At 30.9% G+C, this 17,424-nt stretch carries 15 protein-coding genes; all 15 read right to left on the bottom strand.

Annotation, left to right across the window (positions count from 1 at the left end; genetic code table 11):
- Nucleotides 1-1,302, bottom strand: coding sequence for a TRAP transporter large permease (locus FYJ26_RS08450; RefSeq protein ID WP_154541492.1), 1,302 nt, complete (start codon nt 1,300-1,302; stop codon nt 1-3).
- Complete coding sequence (locus tag FYJ26_RS08445) at nt 1,302-1,850, bottom strand: TRAP transporter small permease (RefSeq protein ID WP_154541490.1); 549 nt, start codon at nt 1,848-1,850, stop codon at nt 1,302-1,304. The genes FYJ26_RS08450 and FYJ26_RS08445 overlap by 1 nt, the downstream gene beginning before the upstream one ends.
- Entirely contained in the window at nt 1,847-2,872 is a 1,026-nt protein-coding gene (locus FYJ26_RS08440; protein WP_154541488.1) for a TRAP transporter substrate-binding protein, read from the bottom strand. The genes FYJ26_RS08445 and FYJ26_RS08440 overlap by 4 nt, the downstream gene beginning before the upstream one ends.
- Nucleotides 2,873-2,892: 20 nt before the next feature.
- A complete protein-coding gene (gene uxuA, locus FYJ26_RS08435) occupies nt 2,893-3,969 on the bottom strand; it encodes a mannonate dehydratase (protein WP_154541486.1) in 1,077 nt (358 codons plus the stop codon).
- 18 nt (nt 3,970-3,987) lie between these two features.
- Nucleotides 3,988-5,565, bottom strand: a complete 1,578-nt coding sequence (locus tag FYJ26_RS08430) for a mannitol dehydrogenase family protein (protein WP_154541484.1) — start codon at nt 5,563-5,565, stop codon at nt 3,988-3,990.
- 230 nt (nt 5,566-5,795) lie between these two features.
- Nucleotides 5,796-6,791: a LacI family DNA-binding transcriptional regulator gene (locus tag FYJ26_RS08425; protein WP_154541482.1), complete on the bottom strand. Its 996-nt coding sequence runs from the start codon at nt 6,789-6,791 to the stop codon at nt 5,796-5,798.
- A 474-nt stretch (nt 6,792-7,265) separates the two neighbouring features.
- The gene (locus FYJ26_RS08420) at nt 7,266-8,126 is read right to left on the bottom strand and encodes an amidohydrolase family protein (protein WP_195837856.1); all 861 of its coding nucleotides are present in this window, start codon (nt 8,124-8,126) and stop codon (nt 7,266-7,268) included.
- Nucleotides 8,119-9,522, bottom strand: a complete 1,404-nt coding sequence (locus FYJ26_RS08415; protein ID WP_154541478.1) for an MFS transporter — start codon at nt 9,520-9,522, stop codon at nt 8,119-8,121. Before FYJ26_RS08415 ends, FYJ26_RS08420 begins: the two co-directional genes overlap by 8 nt.
- A 9-nt stretch (nt 9,523-9,531) precedes the next feature.
- Nucleotides 9,532-10,923, bottom strand: coding sequence for an alpha/beta hydrolase domain-containing protein (locus FYJ26_RS08410; RefSeq protein ID WP_154541476.1), 1,392 nt, complete (start codon nt 10,921-10,923; stop codon nt 9,532-9,534).
- 374 nt (nt 10,924-11,297) lie between these two features.
- Nucleotides 11,298-12,290, bottom strand: coding sequence for a sugar kinase (locus FYJ26_RS08405; RefSeq protein ID WP_154541474.1), 993 nt, complete (start codon nt 12,288-12,290; stop codon nt 11,298-11,300).
- 120 nt (nt 12,291-12,410) lie between these two features.
- On the bottom strand, nt 12,411-13,274 hold the full coding sequence (locus tag FYJ26_RS08400) for a DegV family protein (protein WP_154541472.1): 864 nt from the start codon (nt 13,272-13,274) through the stop codon (nt 12,411-12,413).
- Nucleotides 13,275-13,558: 284 nt separating this feature from the next.
- Complete coding sequence (locus FYJ26_RS08395; protein WP_154541470.1) at nt 13,559-14,884, bottom strand: uracil-xanthine permease family protein; 1,326 nt, start codon at nt 14,882-14,884, stop codon at nt 13,559-13,561.
- Between the two features lie 6 nt (nt 14,885-14,890).
- Complete coding sequence (guaD, locus tag FYJ26_RS08390; protein ID WP_154541468.1) at nt 14,891-16,240, bottom strand: guanine deaminase; 1,350 nt, start codon at nt 16,238-16,240, stop codon at nt 14,891-14,893.
- A 64-nt stretch (nt 16,241-16,304) separates the two neighbouring features.
- Nucleotides 16,305-17,069 carry a MerR family transcriptional regulator gene (locus FYJ26_RS08385; RefSeq protein WP_154541466.1) on the bottom strand — a complete coding sequence of 255 codons (765 nt, stop codon included), beginning with the start codon at nt 17,067-17,069 and terminating at the stop codon, nt 16,305-16,307.
- Between the two features lie 237 nt (nt 17,070-17,306).
- Nucleotides 17,307-17,424 (bottom strand): transposase (locus FYJ26_RS10830; RefSeq protein ID WP_154541029.1); only part of this gene is annotated, 118 nt, incomplete at its 5' end.

The raw sequence follows: 17,424 nt of genomic DNA, 5'->3' as shown, positions 1-17,424 counted from the left end.
CTAAATTAAGCCTGCCGCTTGTGGAAGGCCAAGTGATAAGAATGGAATATAGGTTACAAGTATGAGACCTATAAGTATTCCTACATAGAACTTAATCATGTATGGCATAACTTCTGCAAGGGTTGTATCTCCCACCTTTATTGCTACGAATAGAGTGTTTCCTACTGGAGGAGTAATATTTCCTATACATAGGTTATATACAAGGATTAGTCCAAAGTGTACTGGGTGCATTCCAAACTCTGTTACTATCGGTAAAAATAGTGGAGTAAAGATTAAGATTGCTGGTGTTACATCCATAAATGTTCCTGCTATAAGTAGAATTACATTTATGATTAAAAGGATTATATATTTGTTGTCTGTTATTGAAAGTAGGGCATTTCCAATCATTTGTGGAATTCCTGTAAATGCCATTACCCAAGAAAGTATATTTGATACTCCTATAAGAAATACTACAATACCACTCATTTTTGCAGACTCTACTAAGATATTCCATACCTTTTTAAGATTTAGATTTTTGTAAATAAAACCAAGGATTAATGAATAAAGCACTGATACAGCAGAGCCTTCTGTAGCTGTAAATACTCCTGCTACAATACCTCCTATAACTACTACTATTAGTCCAAGTGAAGGAATAGCATCTATTGTTGCATGTCCTAAATTCTTCCATGAAAACTTACCTTCTGTTGATGTATAGCCTTTTTTCTTAGCTATAGCTACTGCAACTATAATACATGCTATAGTCCAGATTATTCCTGGAACATAACCACCTAAGAAAAGTGCTGCTACACTTGTACCACCTGATACTAATGAATATGTTATTAGGGCATTTGATGGAGGTATTAAAAGTCCTGATGGGGCACTTGCTCCATTTGCACTTGATGCTACTGCCTTATCATAGCCTTGTTTTTCTTCTCCATCTTTTACCATTGATCCTACTGCCGCAGCTGCTGCAGAAGCCGAACCTGAGATTGCTCCAAATAGAGCATTTGCTCCTACATTTGTAACCATCAAAGCTCCTGGTAGTTTTCCAAGAATTGCCATTACAAAGTTTACTAGCCTTTTTGCAATACCTCCCTCATTCATGAGGTTTCCTGCAAGGATAAAGAATGGAATTGCTGTTAAAGTGAAAGAACTCATCCCTACGAATGTTCTTTGGGCTGCTGTTACTACTGATATATTTAAAGGTACTGTTAAAAGTATTCCTGAAATTGCTGCTATACCTATTGAAAATGATATTGGAACTCCAAGGATTAATAATATAGCGAGTACCACAAGTATTATCGCTAGTGCTTGTCCTGCCATTATTTATCACCTCCTAGGTATTTTTCTGTTTCGCTATCTAAGGCACTTTCTGTCGAAGATTCCTCAACTGAAGATTTTTGTGTAAATACAATCTTTCCATCAACTATATCTTTTATATTAAGTATTGCATAAATCATATTAATTACACCTGTAACAAATATAGGTATATAAAAGATTCCTATTGGCACTGATAAGGAAGATGTCATTTGTCCCATAGCAAGTTTTGTTATGGAATATCCACCATAAACAAGGATTATAGCTGAGAATAAAAAGATTATAACTTCCGCAAATATCCCTACTATTTTTTGTGTATGTGGACTTCTCCTGTCCATAACTACTGGTATGTTCATATGACCTCTCTCACCTACTACAAGACTTGCTCCAAAAAGTGTGGACCAAGCGAAAAGATAGGCTGTAAGCTCTTCTGTCCATGTAGCAGAATTGTTAAGTATATATCTTGTAAATACTTGCCAAAGCACTAACACTAGCATCACAGCAAGGGTTATAGCCGATAAAATTCTCATTACATTATCTAGAAATTTTCTCATTTATTGTCCTCCTTTGCTGGATACTTTTCATTGTATTCTTTGATTTTTTCGTAATATGGTTTTAATTTTTCATTTCGTGATATTACTTCTTCTTTAAGTGGCTCAACAGCATCAGAAAAAGGCTTTTGATCAGGATAGATAAATTCTACTCCCATTTCAGCTGCTTTTTGTTTTGCATTTTCTACTGCACTCTTCCACTCTTTTCTTTGGGCCTTTGATAAAACCTCAAATCCTTCTTCAAATACTTTTCTATCTTCCTTTGGCATATTTTCAAGCCAGTCATAATTTGCTATAACTATATCTGGTACCATTTGGTGCATATCATAAGAATAGTATTTACAAATTTCACCATGACCATTATCTGTAAGGGACATCTCATTGTTTTCTGCCCCATCTATAATTCCTGATTGAAGGGCAGTGTATACTTCACCAAATCCCATAGGAGAAGCACTTGCTCCAAACATATCCATCATTTTAACGTTTGTAGGTGATTGCTGAACTCTTATTTTAAGTCCTTTTAGATCTTCAGGTTTTTCAATCCTAGTATTTTTTGTATAAAACGACCTACTTCCAGCATCAAGCCAAGTTACTCCAACAAATCCACCCTCTTTTGTAGATGAAAAAATTGGATCTGTTATAGACTTATCATCCATTACCTTATGATAAGACTCTTCTGATGCAAATAAGTATGGTAGGTTAAATATTTCATATACGTCATCAAATGTTTCTAGTATTGCATTACTTGCAACACAAATATCAATAGCTCCTGTTTGAGTTAATTGAACCATATCAGTTTGGCTACCGAGTAATTCAGAGGGAAAAACTTGGATATCATATTTATCTCCAAGCTTTCCTTCTACATACTTTTCAAATTCCAAAAGTCCAAGATGGGTTGGATGCTTTTGAGATTGATTGTGTCCTACTCTTACAATTATTTTTGATTCTTTTTCATTTGATGAACATGATGCTAATATTAATACCATTAATAGGCTTAAAATAATTGTTTTTAGCTTCTTGTTCATTATGTCCCTCTTTTATCTTTCTATTTTCTTTTATTATTTTTATCTATTGCTTCCCATAAACCATTGATATAAGCAACTCCTAGTGCCCTATCATAAAGTCCATAACCTGCTCTTCCTTCTTCTCCCCAAATCATTCTTCCATGGTCTGGACGAAGATAGCCATCAAAACCTGCATCGTATAAGGCTTTCATTATCTCATACATATCAAGACTTCCTGCACTTGAAAGGTGAGCAGATTCATAAAATTGCTTATCTCCTGTAAACTTGATATTTCTTACGTGCATTGCACCAATCTTGCCTCTTTTTGCAAAGTCATAGATTATTTCAGGCACGTTGTTTTCTTTTCTTGATCCAAGAGATCCTGTACATATACAAAGTGTATTAGATGGACTATCTACAAGATTTACAATCTTTTCTAAATCTTCTGGTGTAGATGTGATTCTTGGAATATTAAAGATTGGCCAAGCTGGATCATCTGGGTGAACTGCCATCTTGATTCCTACTTCTTCACAAACAGGTATAATTGCTTCAAGGAAGTATTTGTAATTTTCTCTTAATTTATCTTCGTCTATGTCTTCATAAACCTTAAGAGTATCTTCAAGTTGAGATAATCTCTCAGGTTCCCAACCTGGAAGTTCAAAGTTTCCTGCTCCATCGAGGATTTCATCTACCATATCACGTGGTGAAAGTCCTTCTACCTTATCTTGATCAAAGGCTAGAGTGTTTGATCCGTCTGGCAATTCTTTCTTAAGGTCTGTTTTAACCCAGTCAAACACTGGCATGAAGTTATATATTACAGTTTTAACTCCGCAAGCTGCAACATTTCTTAGAGATTGCTTATAATTTTCTATATATTTATCTCTAGTTGGAAGTCCCATTTTTATGTCTTCGTGAACATTGATTGATTCAATAATTTCACATTCAAGACCAACTGCATGGCATTTGTCTACATATTCTTGGAATACGTCCTTTTCCCAAACTTCTCCTGCTTCCCACTCATTCATCATTACCATAACTCCAGTAACGCCTGGAATTTGAGCAACATATTCTAGTGATATAGGGTCGTCATTTCCATAGTGCCTAAATGTCATCTTCATAAGCTTTTACCTCTATTCTTATAAGTATTTTTTAAGGGTTTCTCTTACTGAACCTGGTTTTTCAGAAAGTTCTTTAAAGTATTCTTTTACCTTGTCAGCTAATCCTACCTCTTCAAGATTAAGTCCAAATATTCTTTCATTTCTTAAAAGATTATCAAGTCCCTCTGTTTCCTTGAATTCACCAAGTTTTATTCCTTCTAGGTCCTTTTGTAGTTCATCCATCAAAGGATCTGATGAAAGCTCGAACTTTTCTCCATCATCATTTACACCTAATAGATATCTTAACCATCCTGCTAAAGCTAGTGGTATATATTTTAAATCTTTAGGGTCTTTTCCTTCTTCATTTACATAAGATTTTATTGTTTCACCAAATCTTATAGCTACTTTTTGTGAAGTATCTGTTGCTATTCTTTGTGGTGTATCTGGTATAAATCTGTTAGGAAATCTTACATTTATAACTTCATCTATAAATTCTTTAGGATCTAAGATTCCTGGATTTACAACTACTGGAAGAGCTTCATCATAGCCGATTTTTTTAATAAGACTTACAAGTTCTTCATCTTTCATCTCAGCTGAGATTGATTCATATCCTAGAACACATCCATATGTTGCAAGAACTGTATGAAGTGGGTTAAGACATGTTGTAACCTTCATTGTTTCAACCTTATTTACAGTTTCTCTATCAGCAAGATATACTCCTACCTTTGAAAAGTCAGGTCTACCATTTTTGAAGTCATCTTCCATAACTAGATATTCTGCTTCTTCACTGTTTACAAATGGTGCAATATAGGTATTTTTGCCTGTAACAACTGTATCCATCTCAGAAAAACCTAAACCTTCTACATATTCTTGAACTTCCTTTGCAGGTCTTGGGGTAATTTTATCAATCATTGTCCAAGGATAGGATACTTTTTCATTAAGGTATGTTATAAATTCATCTGAAACCTTACCATCTTCATTCCATTTATTAGCTATAAGCATTACAGAATCTTTTACCTTATCTCCATTTTTCGAACAATTATCAAGACTTAAAAGAGTAAGTTCTTTTGCATTTTTCTTAAATCTCTTGTACAAAAGATTTGTTAAAATACTCATAAGGTGTTTTGCATCTTCTGGATTATTTTCAAGATCAGCTTTTACTACGTCCATTAACTCTCCATTTGGAGCATATAGGTTATATCCTTTTTCTGTTATAGTAAAACTTGCAATTTGAAGATTATCATTTAAGAAGATCTCTTCAATCCTATCTTTATCTTTAAGAGTTAGGCTTTCTACAAGGTTTGCAATTAAATTTGTATCAAACTTTCCATCTTTATGAAGAGTAACTGATAAGGCAAGATTATCATGTGGTTTGTAAATTTTTTCAATAATTTCTTCATCAAATGTTTCTACTACAGAAATTCCTCTGTCAAACTCCCCAGCATTTATCATATCTTGCCCAATTCTTGCAATGTATCCTCTAAAGATATTGCCTGAACCAAATGCAAGCCATTTCGGATCTTTAATAGAATCATCTACTAACTTTTCTACATCAAAGCAAGGCTTTTTATCAACCTTTTCTTTGATTTTACTCAAATTTTCTAAATTTAGTTTCATACACTCTCCCTTTCTTTATTAAAATATAAAACCAAGCAACATCCAACTAGATATAATGCTATATCTCAATTTATAAAAATAGACTTAAGTGGCGATGTGAAAATTAGATTTTGGTATATTAAATATTAGAAGTTTATGTTAAATTTCTAACACCGCCACATTTTTCTTAAACTCCAACTTAACTTATTAGATTATTACCCAAATTTTATAAAAATTTACTTTTATTTTGCTTAAATCGTTTCTTTTTCTATAAATTTAGCCTTAATCATTTTTACTTTCTCGAAATCCTTACCAAGACCTATATCAATCAAAGTATCAACCGCTGTTTTTGCGAGTTTATCAATTCTTTGATCTATGCTAGATATTCTCTTGTGGGTGTAGTCTGTAAGTATTTCATTATCAAAACCGCATATACCTATATCTTCAGGAATCCTTATCCCTTTTTCATAGAATTTTTTATAAAATTTAACTGCAATAAGGTCTACCTCAAATTGAATTACATCTACACCTTCTCTTTTGATATATGCAATAATGTCATCTATCTCCTCATCAATATCCTTGACTAAAATTTCCAAAAAATCATTTTCCGGAAAGTATGTCTTAAGTCCTTTTATAAAACCTGCTTGCTTAGTAATAGATGCACGAGTTAAAAAACCTAAGTCTCTTGATATAAGTAGAGGCTTTTTATATCCCTTTTTCTTAAAAAAGGCAAGTGATTGTTCCATTGCATCTACCTCATCACAACATACATAAGAAAGCTTATCTCCCTTAATATCACTTTTTACATTTATCATGACAATAGGGATATCCTTGCTTAGTCTAGAAAGAACATTTAGAAAGTCAAGTTCAGCATAGGTTGAACCTACGGTTATAATTCCATCAACCTTCTTTTCTCTTAGAACTTTAAGGTAATCAAGCTTTTCATCATCATAGTCTGAAGTATTGCAAAGAATAGAAACGACTTCATGTTTTTTAAGATTTCTTTCAATTTCATAGGCTGATTGGTTATCAAAATAATTTCTTATATTACCAACCATAACGCCGATGTAGTTAGTCCTACTTGAAGCAAGAGCCCTTGCTACATCATTGGGTACATAATTTAAATCTTTGATTGCCTTCTCTACCTTTTTTCGAGTTTTATCGGATACTTTTCCAGTATTATTAATAACTCTCGATACAGTAGCAACCGATACATTTGCATAATCTGCTACATCATATATGTTCATAACTACTCCTGTTAAGCACAATCTTTTGATAATATTTTTACCAGTTATATGAAAATGCTTTTTTTCTATAAATATATATCAATCTGTAACCGCTTACATTTTTATGATATCAGCTATTCACTTTTATTTCAAGAGCAATCTAAGAATTTATTAAATTAATATAATTATTGATAGAAAATTACAAGTATTGCTGTAACCGCTTACATTTTCTTGTTTTTATATAAGGCCTAGGCCTTACTATTTTAATCTTCGTAAAAAGATTACTTGTTATTTAATTTCTATCCTAAAATAGGATATCATAATTTTTTATAAAATACAAGGATAAACTATTTTTGTCAAAGTAAAACTCAAAGCCTTAAATTTAAAGCTTTGAGTCTTATTTTATCATTTATTTGTAAGAATTTTATATATTTTTATATTTATTTAAATAATTAATATAAAATTCTCTCTTATTTACATAAATAAGTTAATTTTTTAATGCAGAAAAACTTTTTCAAAATTCTTAGAAAATATTTTTTCATAGATGTCTTTATTTATATCTCCATCATCAAGCAATTTCTTGAGATAATCTGCCAAAGGAAAATATTGATCTTTATTATATATATCCGTACCAAATATTAATCTATCTTGGAATTCTTTTAAAAAATCTATTCCCATGCTTTTATTTCTCATTATTGCATTTCCAGCAGAATTTGCTGACAGATCACAATAAAGATTTGAATTTTCTCTTAAAAGATCAAATAGTCTTCCTTCTTCATTTACTATATCTTTTGGATATGAGTTTCTTTCCTCAGGACTAACATCACTATTTTTATTATACATTTCGTACCAGAATGGTTGAGAATGTCCTATTATGATTAAATCTTTATATTTTTTAAGTGATTTCTCAAGCTCTGGTAAAAGAGCTTTATCATAAATTCCATAAGAATTTCCCATTTGATGAGCCATATGAAATAAAATCGGCATCTTATTTGCCTCAGCCACTTTAAAAAGCTTTTGAATATCGAAAGATTCTATTTCTTGATTTTCTACTAGTTCTCCTATACCTATGGCACCTTTTTCTTTTTCTTCTTTAATCCTTTTATCTAAATCAGTTTCATTTAAACAAAGATTAAAGGTAGCCATATACATGAATCGATTAGGGTATTTCTTGATAATTTCTAAGGCTTCTTCATTTGAGCCTTCGCCTTTCAATGAAGTAGTCATTATTACTGATACATCTATGTCCCTCTTATCCATTGACTTTATCATTTCTTCACTTGTTATTAGGTCTTGGCCATTTATCTTTCTACCTTTTATAGGAGATAAATGAACATGATCATCATACTTAATCATTACTTTCTCTTTTCGCAAGTTCATGTGATATTTTTTCACTATCTTTTGCAGTCAAATTGAACACTAATTTAATTCCTATAAGTTCAACTATACAAGCTATAAAAGGTATAGCAGTTCCTAAAGATCTTACCGCAGTTACAACTTCATGTGATTGTGCATCTGCTCCTGATACAAATCCTATTGCTGCAAGAATTGCAGTTGCACCTGCAGACACTATGGTCGTACCAATTTTTCTTGAAAATGTATAAGTTGAGTAAAGGGTTCCATCATTTCTAGAATTAAATTTATACTCATGATAGTCTATAGCATCCCCAACAAAGGCCCAAACATAAAGTATAAAGAATGATTGACCAATATTTCCTATAGAATAAAGCAAAGCATAAAATCCTACACTTTTAATAGGTACAAAGAAAAGAAAAGCTGAAACAATTAAGTTAAATACTAAAGCTATTGAGAGTACATTTCTTTTTCCATATTTTTGACCTAATTTTGGTCCTATAAAGAATAAGGCTACAGTAATAGGAATTTGTAAAAATGTAGCAATTGTTTGCATCTTTGGAGCTTGATAAAATTCCTTATAAACGAATCCTCCAAACTGAGAGTTTCCTGTTATATAGATTAAAGAACCTATAGAAGCAAGCATTATTCCTAGAAGAGGTCTATTTTTTAGTGCTTCTTTTAATGTTTTGGTAAATGAATATCCTTCCTTTTTTTCATTGTCATAATTAGGTGATGAATATCTCTCAATTGTCAATTTATTTAATAATGTATATGAAATTAAACATCCTAGTGCTGCTATAATAGCCATTATCATGTAACCTTGTGGATTAGGATTATTTTGTTTATCCCAAATTAATAATGGTACAAGACCTAAAAATCCGAATCCTATTGCTGTACCACCTATTGCTCTAGATGCTGAGAGTTTTGATCTTTCTTCAGGTTTTTTTGTAACTACATTTGCCATAGCCCCAAAAGGCATTGATGTTCCTGTATAACTCATTCCATAAAGAATATAGAAAAAAGCTACCCAAATATGTTTAAAACTTTCTGATACTCCCCAAGAATTTATATTCATAAAACCAAAGAATATTGAGGCTGCAAGTGGCCACATAAATAACTTAATCCATGGTTTAAACTTATCTCCACTTTTACCAAGCCTCCATCTATCAGGAAATGATCCAATAATAGGGTCATTGATAGCATCGAATAATCTTGCCACTAGAAACAGTGTTGACATAAATTTAGGATCAATATTTAAAACATAGGTTGCAAATATTAAATAAAAAGCATCGAAAGTTAAGTTTACAAAACTTCCTGCCATATCTCCAAATATATAACCTAGCTGGTCTTTGACACCAAAAGGTCTATGATTTTGTTTATTTTTGTTTTTTTCCATTTTTTACCTCTAAAATTCTATCTCTCTCGCTCTATTAATAGCTCTATTTCCATCTTCTTTTGTTAACAATCCAGTCTTAATTTGGTTTTCTACACAAGATTTAAATTTATCTAAGTAGTTTTCTTTCGTTTCATAAATCTCTTTTAGTTTCTCTTTACTAAAATATTCCATTTGACCATTTGTTTCTCCAACACCAACACTCGCCTTATAATAAGCTACAGGAACTTCTATAAAAGGTGACCTTATTCCACCTAAAGCATGACCAAACTCATCTCTTTTAAATCCATTCTTATCACGTTTAAGGTCTTCGACTATAGGCGGAGTCTTTTTTTCGCTTGCCCATTCATGCATCCTATCAAATAAAGCATTTACATGATATTCAACAGGTATATTATTTAAAGTAAAATCATATTCCCCATCTAACTTTCTTCTTGGATTTTTTGTTTTTTCAATTTCACTATTTTCTGGAACAAGTGGACTTGCTGCATCTGTGTGAGCTGCTGAGCTTATTTCATAATATCTTCTTAAATTATTAGGATCATCAGAATTAGAACTTTTAGCTAGTCCTGTATCATCCATAACAAGAAAAAGATTGTAATCACATTCAGTATTTACAGTTATAACTGGAACATCAATCTTATCTTCTTTGTTTGCTCTTACAGACATCATCTTATCATTGGGGATTTGTCTTAAAGCACGAGTTAGACCACCAGAAGCTAATGAGAAATACCCATCATATAAGTTTTTTATATTATTTTCCTTATAAAAATTATGCATGTAATTTATATAAGTATTTATATATATACCAGATTGAGATTGACCTGAAAGATAAATATATTCTGGCTTATGTCCTAAAAATCCATCTAAATTCTCTTTACAAATAAGGCCTACATCTCTAATAATGTCCCAAACCAGACCTTCTTCGCACCCCTCTATTTGATCTATATCAGGATTGTTAACTGAAGGCATATTCACAACTTCGCCATTTGACCAATTTAAGCTTTTATATCTATCAAAATCAAAATTTTTTAAACTTTGAACATTTATAGGTTTTGTTGTTATGCCAACATATGTATGCTTATTTTCCAACACATTTTGGTAGTATCTTCTCCATAAATCTTCAATATCATAACCATTTGAGGCATTCATTATATCCACGTAGCATCTGTTTGAAAAATCTTTTTTTGGTCTTCTAACAATAATTCTTGTTCTATAAGCTAAGTCCTTTTTGTAGACTACAACTTTACCATCTACCAAGTCATATACATTTGCAGTATTTTCAATAAAATATTCTTCCTCTACAAATCCATACTTTTCTAAATCAAGTGGTTTTCTAACAAACTTATTTGCTGAAAACATATGACTTTTATCATTTGATTCAATAGGTCCTATTATTTTCATATTCTCTCCAATCTTGAAAATATTTTTATTTGTTACAAGTTTACGGTGACGATTTGTTTTTAATAATAAAAAATAATAAAAATTTAAAATTATAAACAATCTAAGCGTTAGTAATCGATTACGTTTTTTCAAAAAAATATATCAGACCAATGGTCTTTAATTTTAAATATCAATTTATAATCGTCTATGTATTAACTTTCTTCTTGCAAGTAATATATCACATCCTTTCATAAAATAAAATATTTTTTGTTGAGTTTTTGGCAAAAGCTTACAATTAAAAGCTTTTGCCAAGTATTTTCAAATTTAGCTTTAAGGAATTTTATGAATATTTCCATTATTTTACTCTTATTTTTAAATTACCAATCAAAAAAAGTCTACCACTCTATTCTTCCAGAGTGTTTTCCTCTTACAAAGTCTTCAACTTCTTCTCTTTCAGATAAATTATAATCACCTTTTATGGTATGCTTCAAGGCAGATGCTCTTATAGCAAATTCTACTGCATCATTTTTATCTTTACCATCTAAAAGCGAACATAAAAGACCTGCCGTATAGGAATCGCCCCCACCTATTCTTTCTTCAACTCTTACATCAATTTCATCTGTGAAGTGGGCATCTCGACCATTATAAATGCCTGCAGAAAGCCTATTATCAGTTGCTGAAAAGCTCTTTCTAATTGTTGAAGTTATGTACTTTATACCTGTTCTTTGGTAGGTTTCTTCAAACATTTTTTCAAGAGACTTTTCATTGAACACGCCCTTAAACGATGGATGGATTTCAGGAATTACTCCTATGCATAAGTCTATATATGGACTAACTTCCTCATAAAACTTAACAGCCTCATCTAGTGGCCAAAGTGTGGACCTATAGTTAAGATCAAAGGATACAAATACTCCCGCCTCTTTTGCCTTTTTTAAAGCTATTTTTGTTAGCTCCTTACAAGATTTTGAAAGTGCTGGAGTTATACCTGATATGTGAAAGATAGATGCATTTTTAAATATTTCATCAAAATCAAAATCATCGATACTTGCTTCAGCTATTGATGAATTTAGCCTATCATAGATTACATATGATGATCTTACTCCTGAGCCTTCTTCAGAATAATAAAGACCTAGCCTTTCTCCTCCAAATTTAAGGAAATCAGTATTTACACCATTTTCATCTAAAACATCCTTACATGCAAGACCTATTTCATTATCTGGAATCTTTGAAACAAACAAGGATTCATGCCCTAGATTTGCAAGAGAAATAGCAACATTGGCTTCCCCTCCACCAAAGATTGCACGAAAAGAATCAGCTTGAACCAATCTTTTATAATGTCTTGGTGTCAGTCTAAGAAGCATCTCACCCATAGTAACAACCTTTTTCATAAAACCCCTCCTTCTCTTTTAATATAATAATATATTAAATTTAAAGAATATACAAGCTATTAAATAAGGTGGCAAGAAATAAAAAAAGCTTGCATATAGTTAAATATGCAAACTTCTTATCTAAGACTCGAATGAAAGAACCGAGCAAAGAAGAGACCCAGGACCTAAGTGAACTCCAAATACTGGTGGAACTGTGAATTCTTTAAATATTTTAGCCTTTTCTATCTCTTCTCTCAATTCTTTTTTTAAATCCTTTATCTCCTTTTGACTTTCTCCTCCTGCTATAGCGAGAATATAGTCTTTTTCTTCCTTTGCCATATCTTTTATAAGCTTTACAAATTCTTTGAAAGATTTTTTCTTTCCTATTGTTTTTTTGGCAATCTTTATCTCCCCTCCATCCATTGTGAAGATAGGTGAGAAATTTACAAAACTTGCTACTTGGGCTATAGGTTTAGGAAGTCTACCTCCCTTTACAAGGTAGTCTAGAGTATCAACTCTTGCCAAGATATTTACCCTTTCTATCTCTTCCAAAGCTTTTTTATAAATAGTTTCATAGTCTTCATTATTTTTTGCCTTTATAGCTGCGTTTTTTGCTACAAAATATAGGGGAATTGAAGCAATCTTGGTATTTATAATATCAATTTCTACATTTGGATTATCTATATGATCTTTGGCAAGATTCATCATATTATACATACCTGAAAGTTTTGGAGATATTGCAAAACAAAGTATCTTATTGTAACCTTCTTTAATATAGCCTTCTAATATTTCTATAAACTCTCCAACTCCTGGAATAGATGTGGTTACTTTTTTATCTGTCTTTTTAAGCTTTTTGAAAAATTCCTTTGATGTAAGATCAACCTGATCTGTAAAAGTCTCATCTCCAAAGTGGATTTTAAAGGGAATAACTCCTATATTTAATTTTTCTGCCTCATCTAAGTCTACAGAATTTCCTGAATCAACTACTATCTTTATTTTATCCATGTTTACTCTTTTCTTTTTTTCCTTTTCTATATTATCATTATTTTACCACATCTAGTATTAAATACTAGGTTTCTTTTACTTTATCCTATAAATTTTATCTATATGATGATAATAGATAAATTTAAAAGGGGGGTATCTCAGTATATAGATGAAGATAAAAGTTCATATCTTGTAAAAATATAGTTATAAATCACACACCTAATCCTATTAAATATTAGATAATATCTTCGGCATAAAAGCTCTTAAAAGTTGATTTGCAGTTGAATTTTTTCATTTATTTCTATTTATAGATTATCTGGTATTATCTTATTTAAAATTATTGCCAATAAAGATGAACTTGCTATTGATGAACCTAGTATATATTGAACTATGGTTGGAAGACTTTTAATAATCTCTTCTGGCATAAGATTTAAGGCAAGTGATGTTACCAAACTTAAGATTATAATATAGGTATTTTTATTTGTAAATTCAATATTTTTTAACATACCTATACCAGCTAAAGCAATTATACCGCTAGTTATAAGAAAAATTCCTCCTATAGCAGCTGTTGGAATAACAGTTATTAGGGCTGCAAGTTTTCCTGATAAGCCCACTAGGATTAGGATAGCTCCCACAAATTTCATTACATGTCTACTAAATATCTTACTTAAAGCTAGAACTCCAACATTAGAAGAATATCCAGTCATTGGACTTACACCTAAAAGTGATGAAATAAAGTTAGATATGCCTAAACCAAGTATTCCATTATTTACCCTTTTTTCACTTAGGCTAGTATTAGTTGTTGAAGAAGTAGCTAGCCATGACCCTACCGTCTCTGTCATTATTACAAAATATAGGATTATCATGGTCAATATTGATGATGGATCAAATTTAATAGAAAAATCTACAAATGGTAGAGATGGTCTAGATATTATTGAAGCAGTTTTTATGGCATCAAAGTTATGATAACCAAAAGAAATATAGGTTAGCAATCCACAAAAAAGTGCTAACATAGCTGACCCAACTCTTAAAACTGACCCTATTTTATTGTTCTTTTCTCCTAACAGTGAAAATATAATCATAAAGACCATAGTAATTATTGCTATTATAATATTTTCTCCCATGCTAGCTTCATTTTCTATAAAAATATTAGATTTTAAGGCTAGTGGAATAAGTGATAGACCTATAGAAAATACTACACAAGCCCCAACTACAGGAGATATTAAACTTTGTAATATTCTATTAAATTGTTTGGACAATCCTAACAAAATTTGTATTATAGCTCCTACAAGACACGCTCCTACAACGTAGGACCAAGAATTATAATTTCCTCCATTAATCATATATATTCCTATAATTCCACCAACTGGAACGAAAGATGGACCATAAACAAGCGGGTATTTCATAAATAAAACAGCTTGAAGAATGGTTGTAATTCCAGAAGCCAAAAAACTCGACTGAATTAGTCTTATCTTTTGTTGATCATTAAAGGCAAGTATTGATGCTAGAATCAAAGGAACTACATAGGCATTCATTACTAAAGAATGTTCAATAGCTAGGATAATAGCCTTAGTTGTCGGTATTTTCTCTTCGATTTTTTCTTCGTTTATATCCTTAATCTGTTCTGTCATAATATCCTACTTTACTCTATTACCTTGAATCCATACTTCTTCAATATTAGTAGATTCTGCTAATAAAATAGCTTTATGAAATAAGTCTAGATTAGACTTTTCTTTATAAAAACTTGGTATATTATCATCTATCTTTATAATTTGAATATCAAAGGCATAGTCTTTTTCTAACTTTCCTACAGGAAGCTTAAGAGCTTTCCCACCGGCTAGTGTTGCAAGGTAAAAAGCATTGTTTAGGCTAAGACTAGAATCCTCTCTTCCTCTTTTCCCACTTCTTAATCTAGGATCAACCCCATCATTTAACATTCTTGATGAAATGATTGCTTGCCTTATAGCTGTATACATTGATGGGCTATATCCACCAGATATATCGGTTGCCAATCCTATATTTAAAGATTTATCAATAGCATCTTTTACTGGAAGAACCGCATTTGCAAAGTATGCATTTGAAATCGGACAAGATGCTATAGAAGAAGATCTGTCAGCTAAAAGTTTCATATCATCATCTGATAGATGACAACCATGGGCAAGTATAGTTCTATCTGTTAATAAATTAAAACTATCAAGTGCAAAACTATCATTTATTCCAAATCTTTCTTTAACATAGGAATGTTCCCAATCACTTTCACTAACATGACTTTGGATATATATCCCTTTGTATTCTTTTGCTAATTCACCTAGTCCTTTAAGTACTTCATCTGTACATGATGGAATAAATCTTGGTGTTATTACTGGATAAACTTTTTGTTTGCAAGAATCCTTAATGGCGAGAACATCATTTATAAAATATTCTGTCTTTTTAAGGCTATCTTTAGCATTTTCATCTCTATAATAACTAGGATTACTTATCTTATCATCCATTACAACCTTTCCAACTAAAGCTCTTTGTCCAAGTCTTGCGCATATTTTAGCCAACATACTTGATGACTTCACATCAATTGTTGCAAAATACATAGCTGTTGTTGTTCCAAATTTTAGGCTTTGCTTTACAAAGTTTGTATAAACTTCACTTGCAAATTCTAAGTCCTTAAACTTACTCTCTAGGGGAAAAGTATACTTATTAAGCCAAACTTCAAGAGCTTGGTCAAGAGCACTACCTGATTGAGGCCATTGAGGTGCATGTATATGTAAGTCTATAAAACCTGGTATGATAAAATGCTTATCATCAAGAACCCTAAGTTTCCCATCCTCTACAAGTTTTTTCCTAATACTTTTATATTCAACTGAGTCTTTTTCAAAAACATCTTCTATAAATCCTTCTTCATTGACAAGAAAAATACCACTTTCAACAAATTTTACATTATCAAAGCTAATACTATAATATGCATTAGCTTCTAGTGCAAAAGAACAATTCATAATTACCTCCCAATATATTATAAGTCTATGATATAGTGTATAGTAACTATATAGTCAAGGCTAATCATGAATTAATTGGTATTTGTATTTCTGTTATATATTTTTGGGGATTTTTTTCTAAGAAGGGATCAACGATATTTAAACAAACAAAATCTTTATTTAATTTTAGCTTATCAAATTTTCCACTGATTTTTTTTATATAATTTGGTATTTGATTATAGGGACCCTTAAAATATGATACTAAAGATTTAGAAATTTGTATTTCTTTAAGGTAATTTCTATATTCTTCTCTTATATCTTCTTTAGAAACTAGAGCTCCAAAAATCTTATTGTAACTCTCTTTATCTTTTTTATAGGTGTAAATAACTATAGTTGGATAGTTGAAAAAAAGGTTATTGTTGTAGATGTTATCCTCATATCCCAGAGAATAATAATATCTTTTTGGTATTTCAACAATATTGAAGATATTACTTTTAGCTTCATTATTTTTTGTTTCGATAAAATCAAGCTTACTGTCAATAACAGAACTTAAGTCAATTAATCTCCTGCTTTCTTCTATTATTTCATTTCTTTTTTTATCTAAATCTTTTTTAATTAATTCCACATCATCTTCTTCAAGCATTTTTTTTATCTTTCCAATGGAAAAATCTAGATTTCTTAAAAATTTAATAAAGGAAAATTGAGAAAATTGATTATAACTATAGTATCTATATCCATTATTTATATCCACATATTCAGGCTTAAATAGTCCGACCTTGTCATAATAGATAAGAGTTTGTCTACTTACATTAAATTTCTCAGCAAATTCATTGATTGACATATATTTCATATTAACCCCTTTAATTTTAAATTATATTCTATATTCTATTAAAACAAAAAACCTAGAATTTTGTCTATTTATAATCTTAAATAAATTCCAGGTATTAATTAATAAGCTTGCAAATCCACTTATTTGAGCTTAATAAGGATTTTTAATATGAATGCAGTATAATCTTGTTTTTATTTTAAGAACTATAATCTAAGTCAAGTCCATAATATTGTGTAAATTATCCTAGTTCAATATTTACTATTTCATTCTAATATACAATTTAGAAGATGTTATCCAATCCTCATTGATATCAATGAGGATTGCTCCTATTAGTCTAATAGCCGATTCTTGATTTGGAAATATTCTAATCACTTTT

The sequence above is a fragment of the Anaerococcus porci genome, from assembly GCF_009696575.1.
GTDB classification, from domain to species: Bacteria; Bacillota; Clostridia; order Tissierellales; family Peptoniphilaceae; genus Anaerococcus; species Anaerococcus porci.
The sequence above is the reverse complement of the archived record's forward strand: the minus strand, read 5'-3'. Positions and strand labels throughout refer to the sequence as shown.

Excerpts from the sequence above, each read along its gene's own strand:
- FYJ26_RS08450 (WP_154541492.1), bottom strand. The coding sequence starts at position 1,302 with ATGGCAGGACAAGCACTAGCGATAATACTTGTGGTACTCGCTATATTA.
- FYJ26_RS08445 (WP_154541490.1), bottom strand. The coding sequence starts at position 1,850 with ATGAGAAAATTTCTAGATAATGTAATGAGAATTTTATCGGCTATAACC.
- FYJ26_RS08440 (WP_154541488.1), bottom strand. The coding sequence starts at position 2,872 with ATGAACAAGAAGCTAAAAACAATTATTTTAAGCCTATTAATGGTATTA.
- uxuA (WP_154541486.1), bottom strand. The coding sequence starts at position 3,969 with ATGAAGATGACATTTAGGCACTATGGAAATGACGACCCTATATCACTA.
- FYJ26_RS08430 (WP_154541484.1), bottom strand. The coding sequence starts at position 5,565 with ATGAAACTAAATTTAGAAAATTTGAGTAAAATCAAAGAAAAGGTTGAT.
- FYJ26_RS08425 (WP_154541482.1), bottom strand. The coding sequence starts at position 6,791 with ATGAACATATATGATGTAGCAGATTATGCAAATGTATCGGTTGCTACT.
- FYJ26_RS08420 (WP_195837856.1), bottom strand. The coding sequence starts at position 8,126 with ATGATTAAGTATGATGATCATGTTCATTTATCTCCTATAAAAGGTAGA.
- FYJ26_RS08415 (WP_154541478.1), bottom strand. The coding sequence starts at position 9,522 with ATGGAAAAAAACAAAAATAAACAAAATCATAGACCTTTTGGTGTCAAA.
- FYJ26_RS08410 (WP_154541476.1), bottom strand. The coding sequence starts at position 10,923 with ATGAAAATAATAGGACCTATTGAATCAAATGATAAAAGTCATATGTTT.
- FYJ26_RS08405 (WP_154541474.1), bottom strand. The coding sequence starts at position 12,290 with ATGAAAAAGGTTGTTACTATGGGTGAGATGCTTCTTAGACTGACACCA.
- FYJ26_RS08400 (WP_154541472.1), bottom strand. The coding sequence starts at position 13,274 with ATGGATAAAATAAAGATAGTAGTTGATTCAGGAAATTCTGTAGACTTA.
- FYJ26_RS08395 (WP_154541470.1), bottom strand. The coding sequence starts at position 14,884 with ATGACAGAACAGATTAAGGATATAAACGAAGAAAAAATCGAAGAGAAA.
- guaD (WP_154541468.1), bottom strand. The coding sequence starts at position 16,240 with ATGAATTGTTCTTTTGCACTAGAAGCTAATGCATATTATAGTATTAGC.
- FYJ26_RS08385 (WP_154541466.1), bottom strand. The coding sequence starts at position 17,069 with ATGAAATATATGTCAATCAATGAATTTGCTGAGAAATTTAATGTAAGT.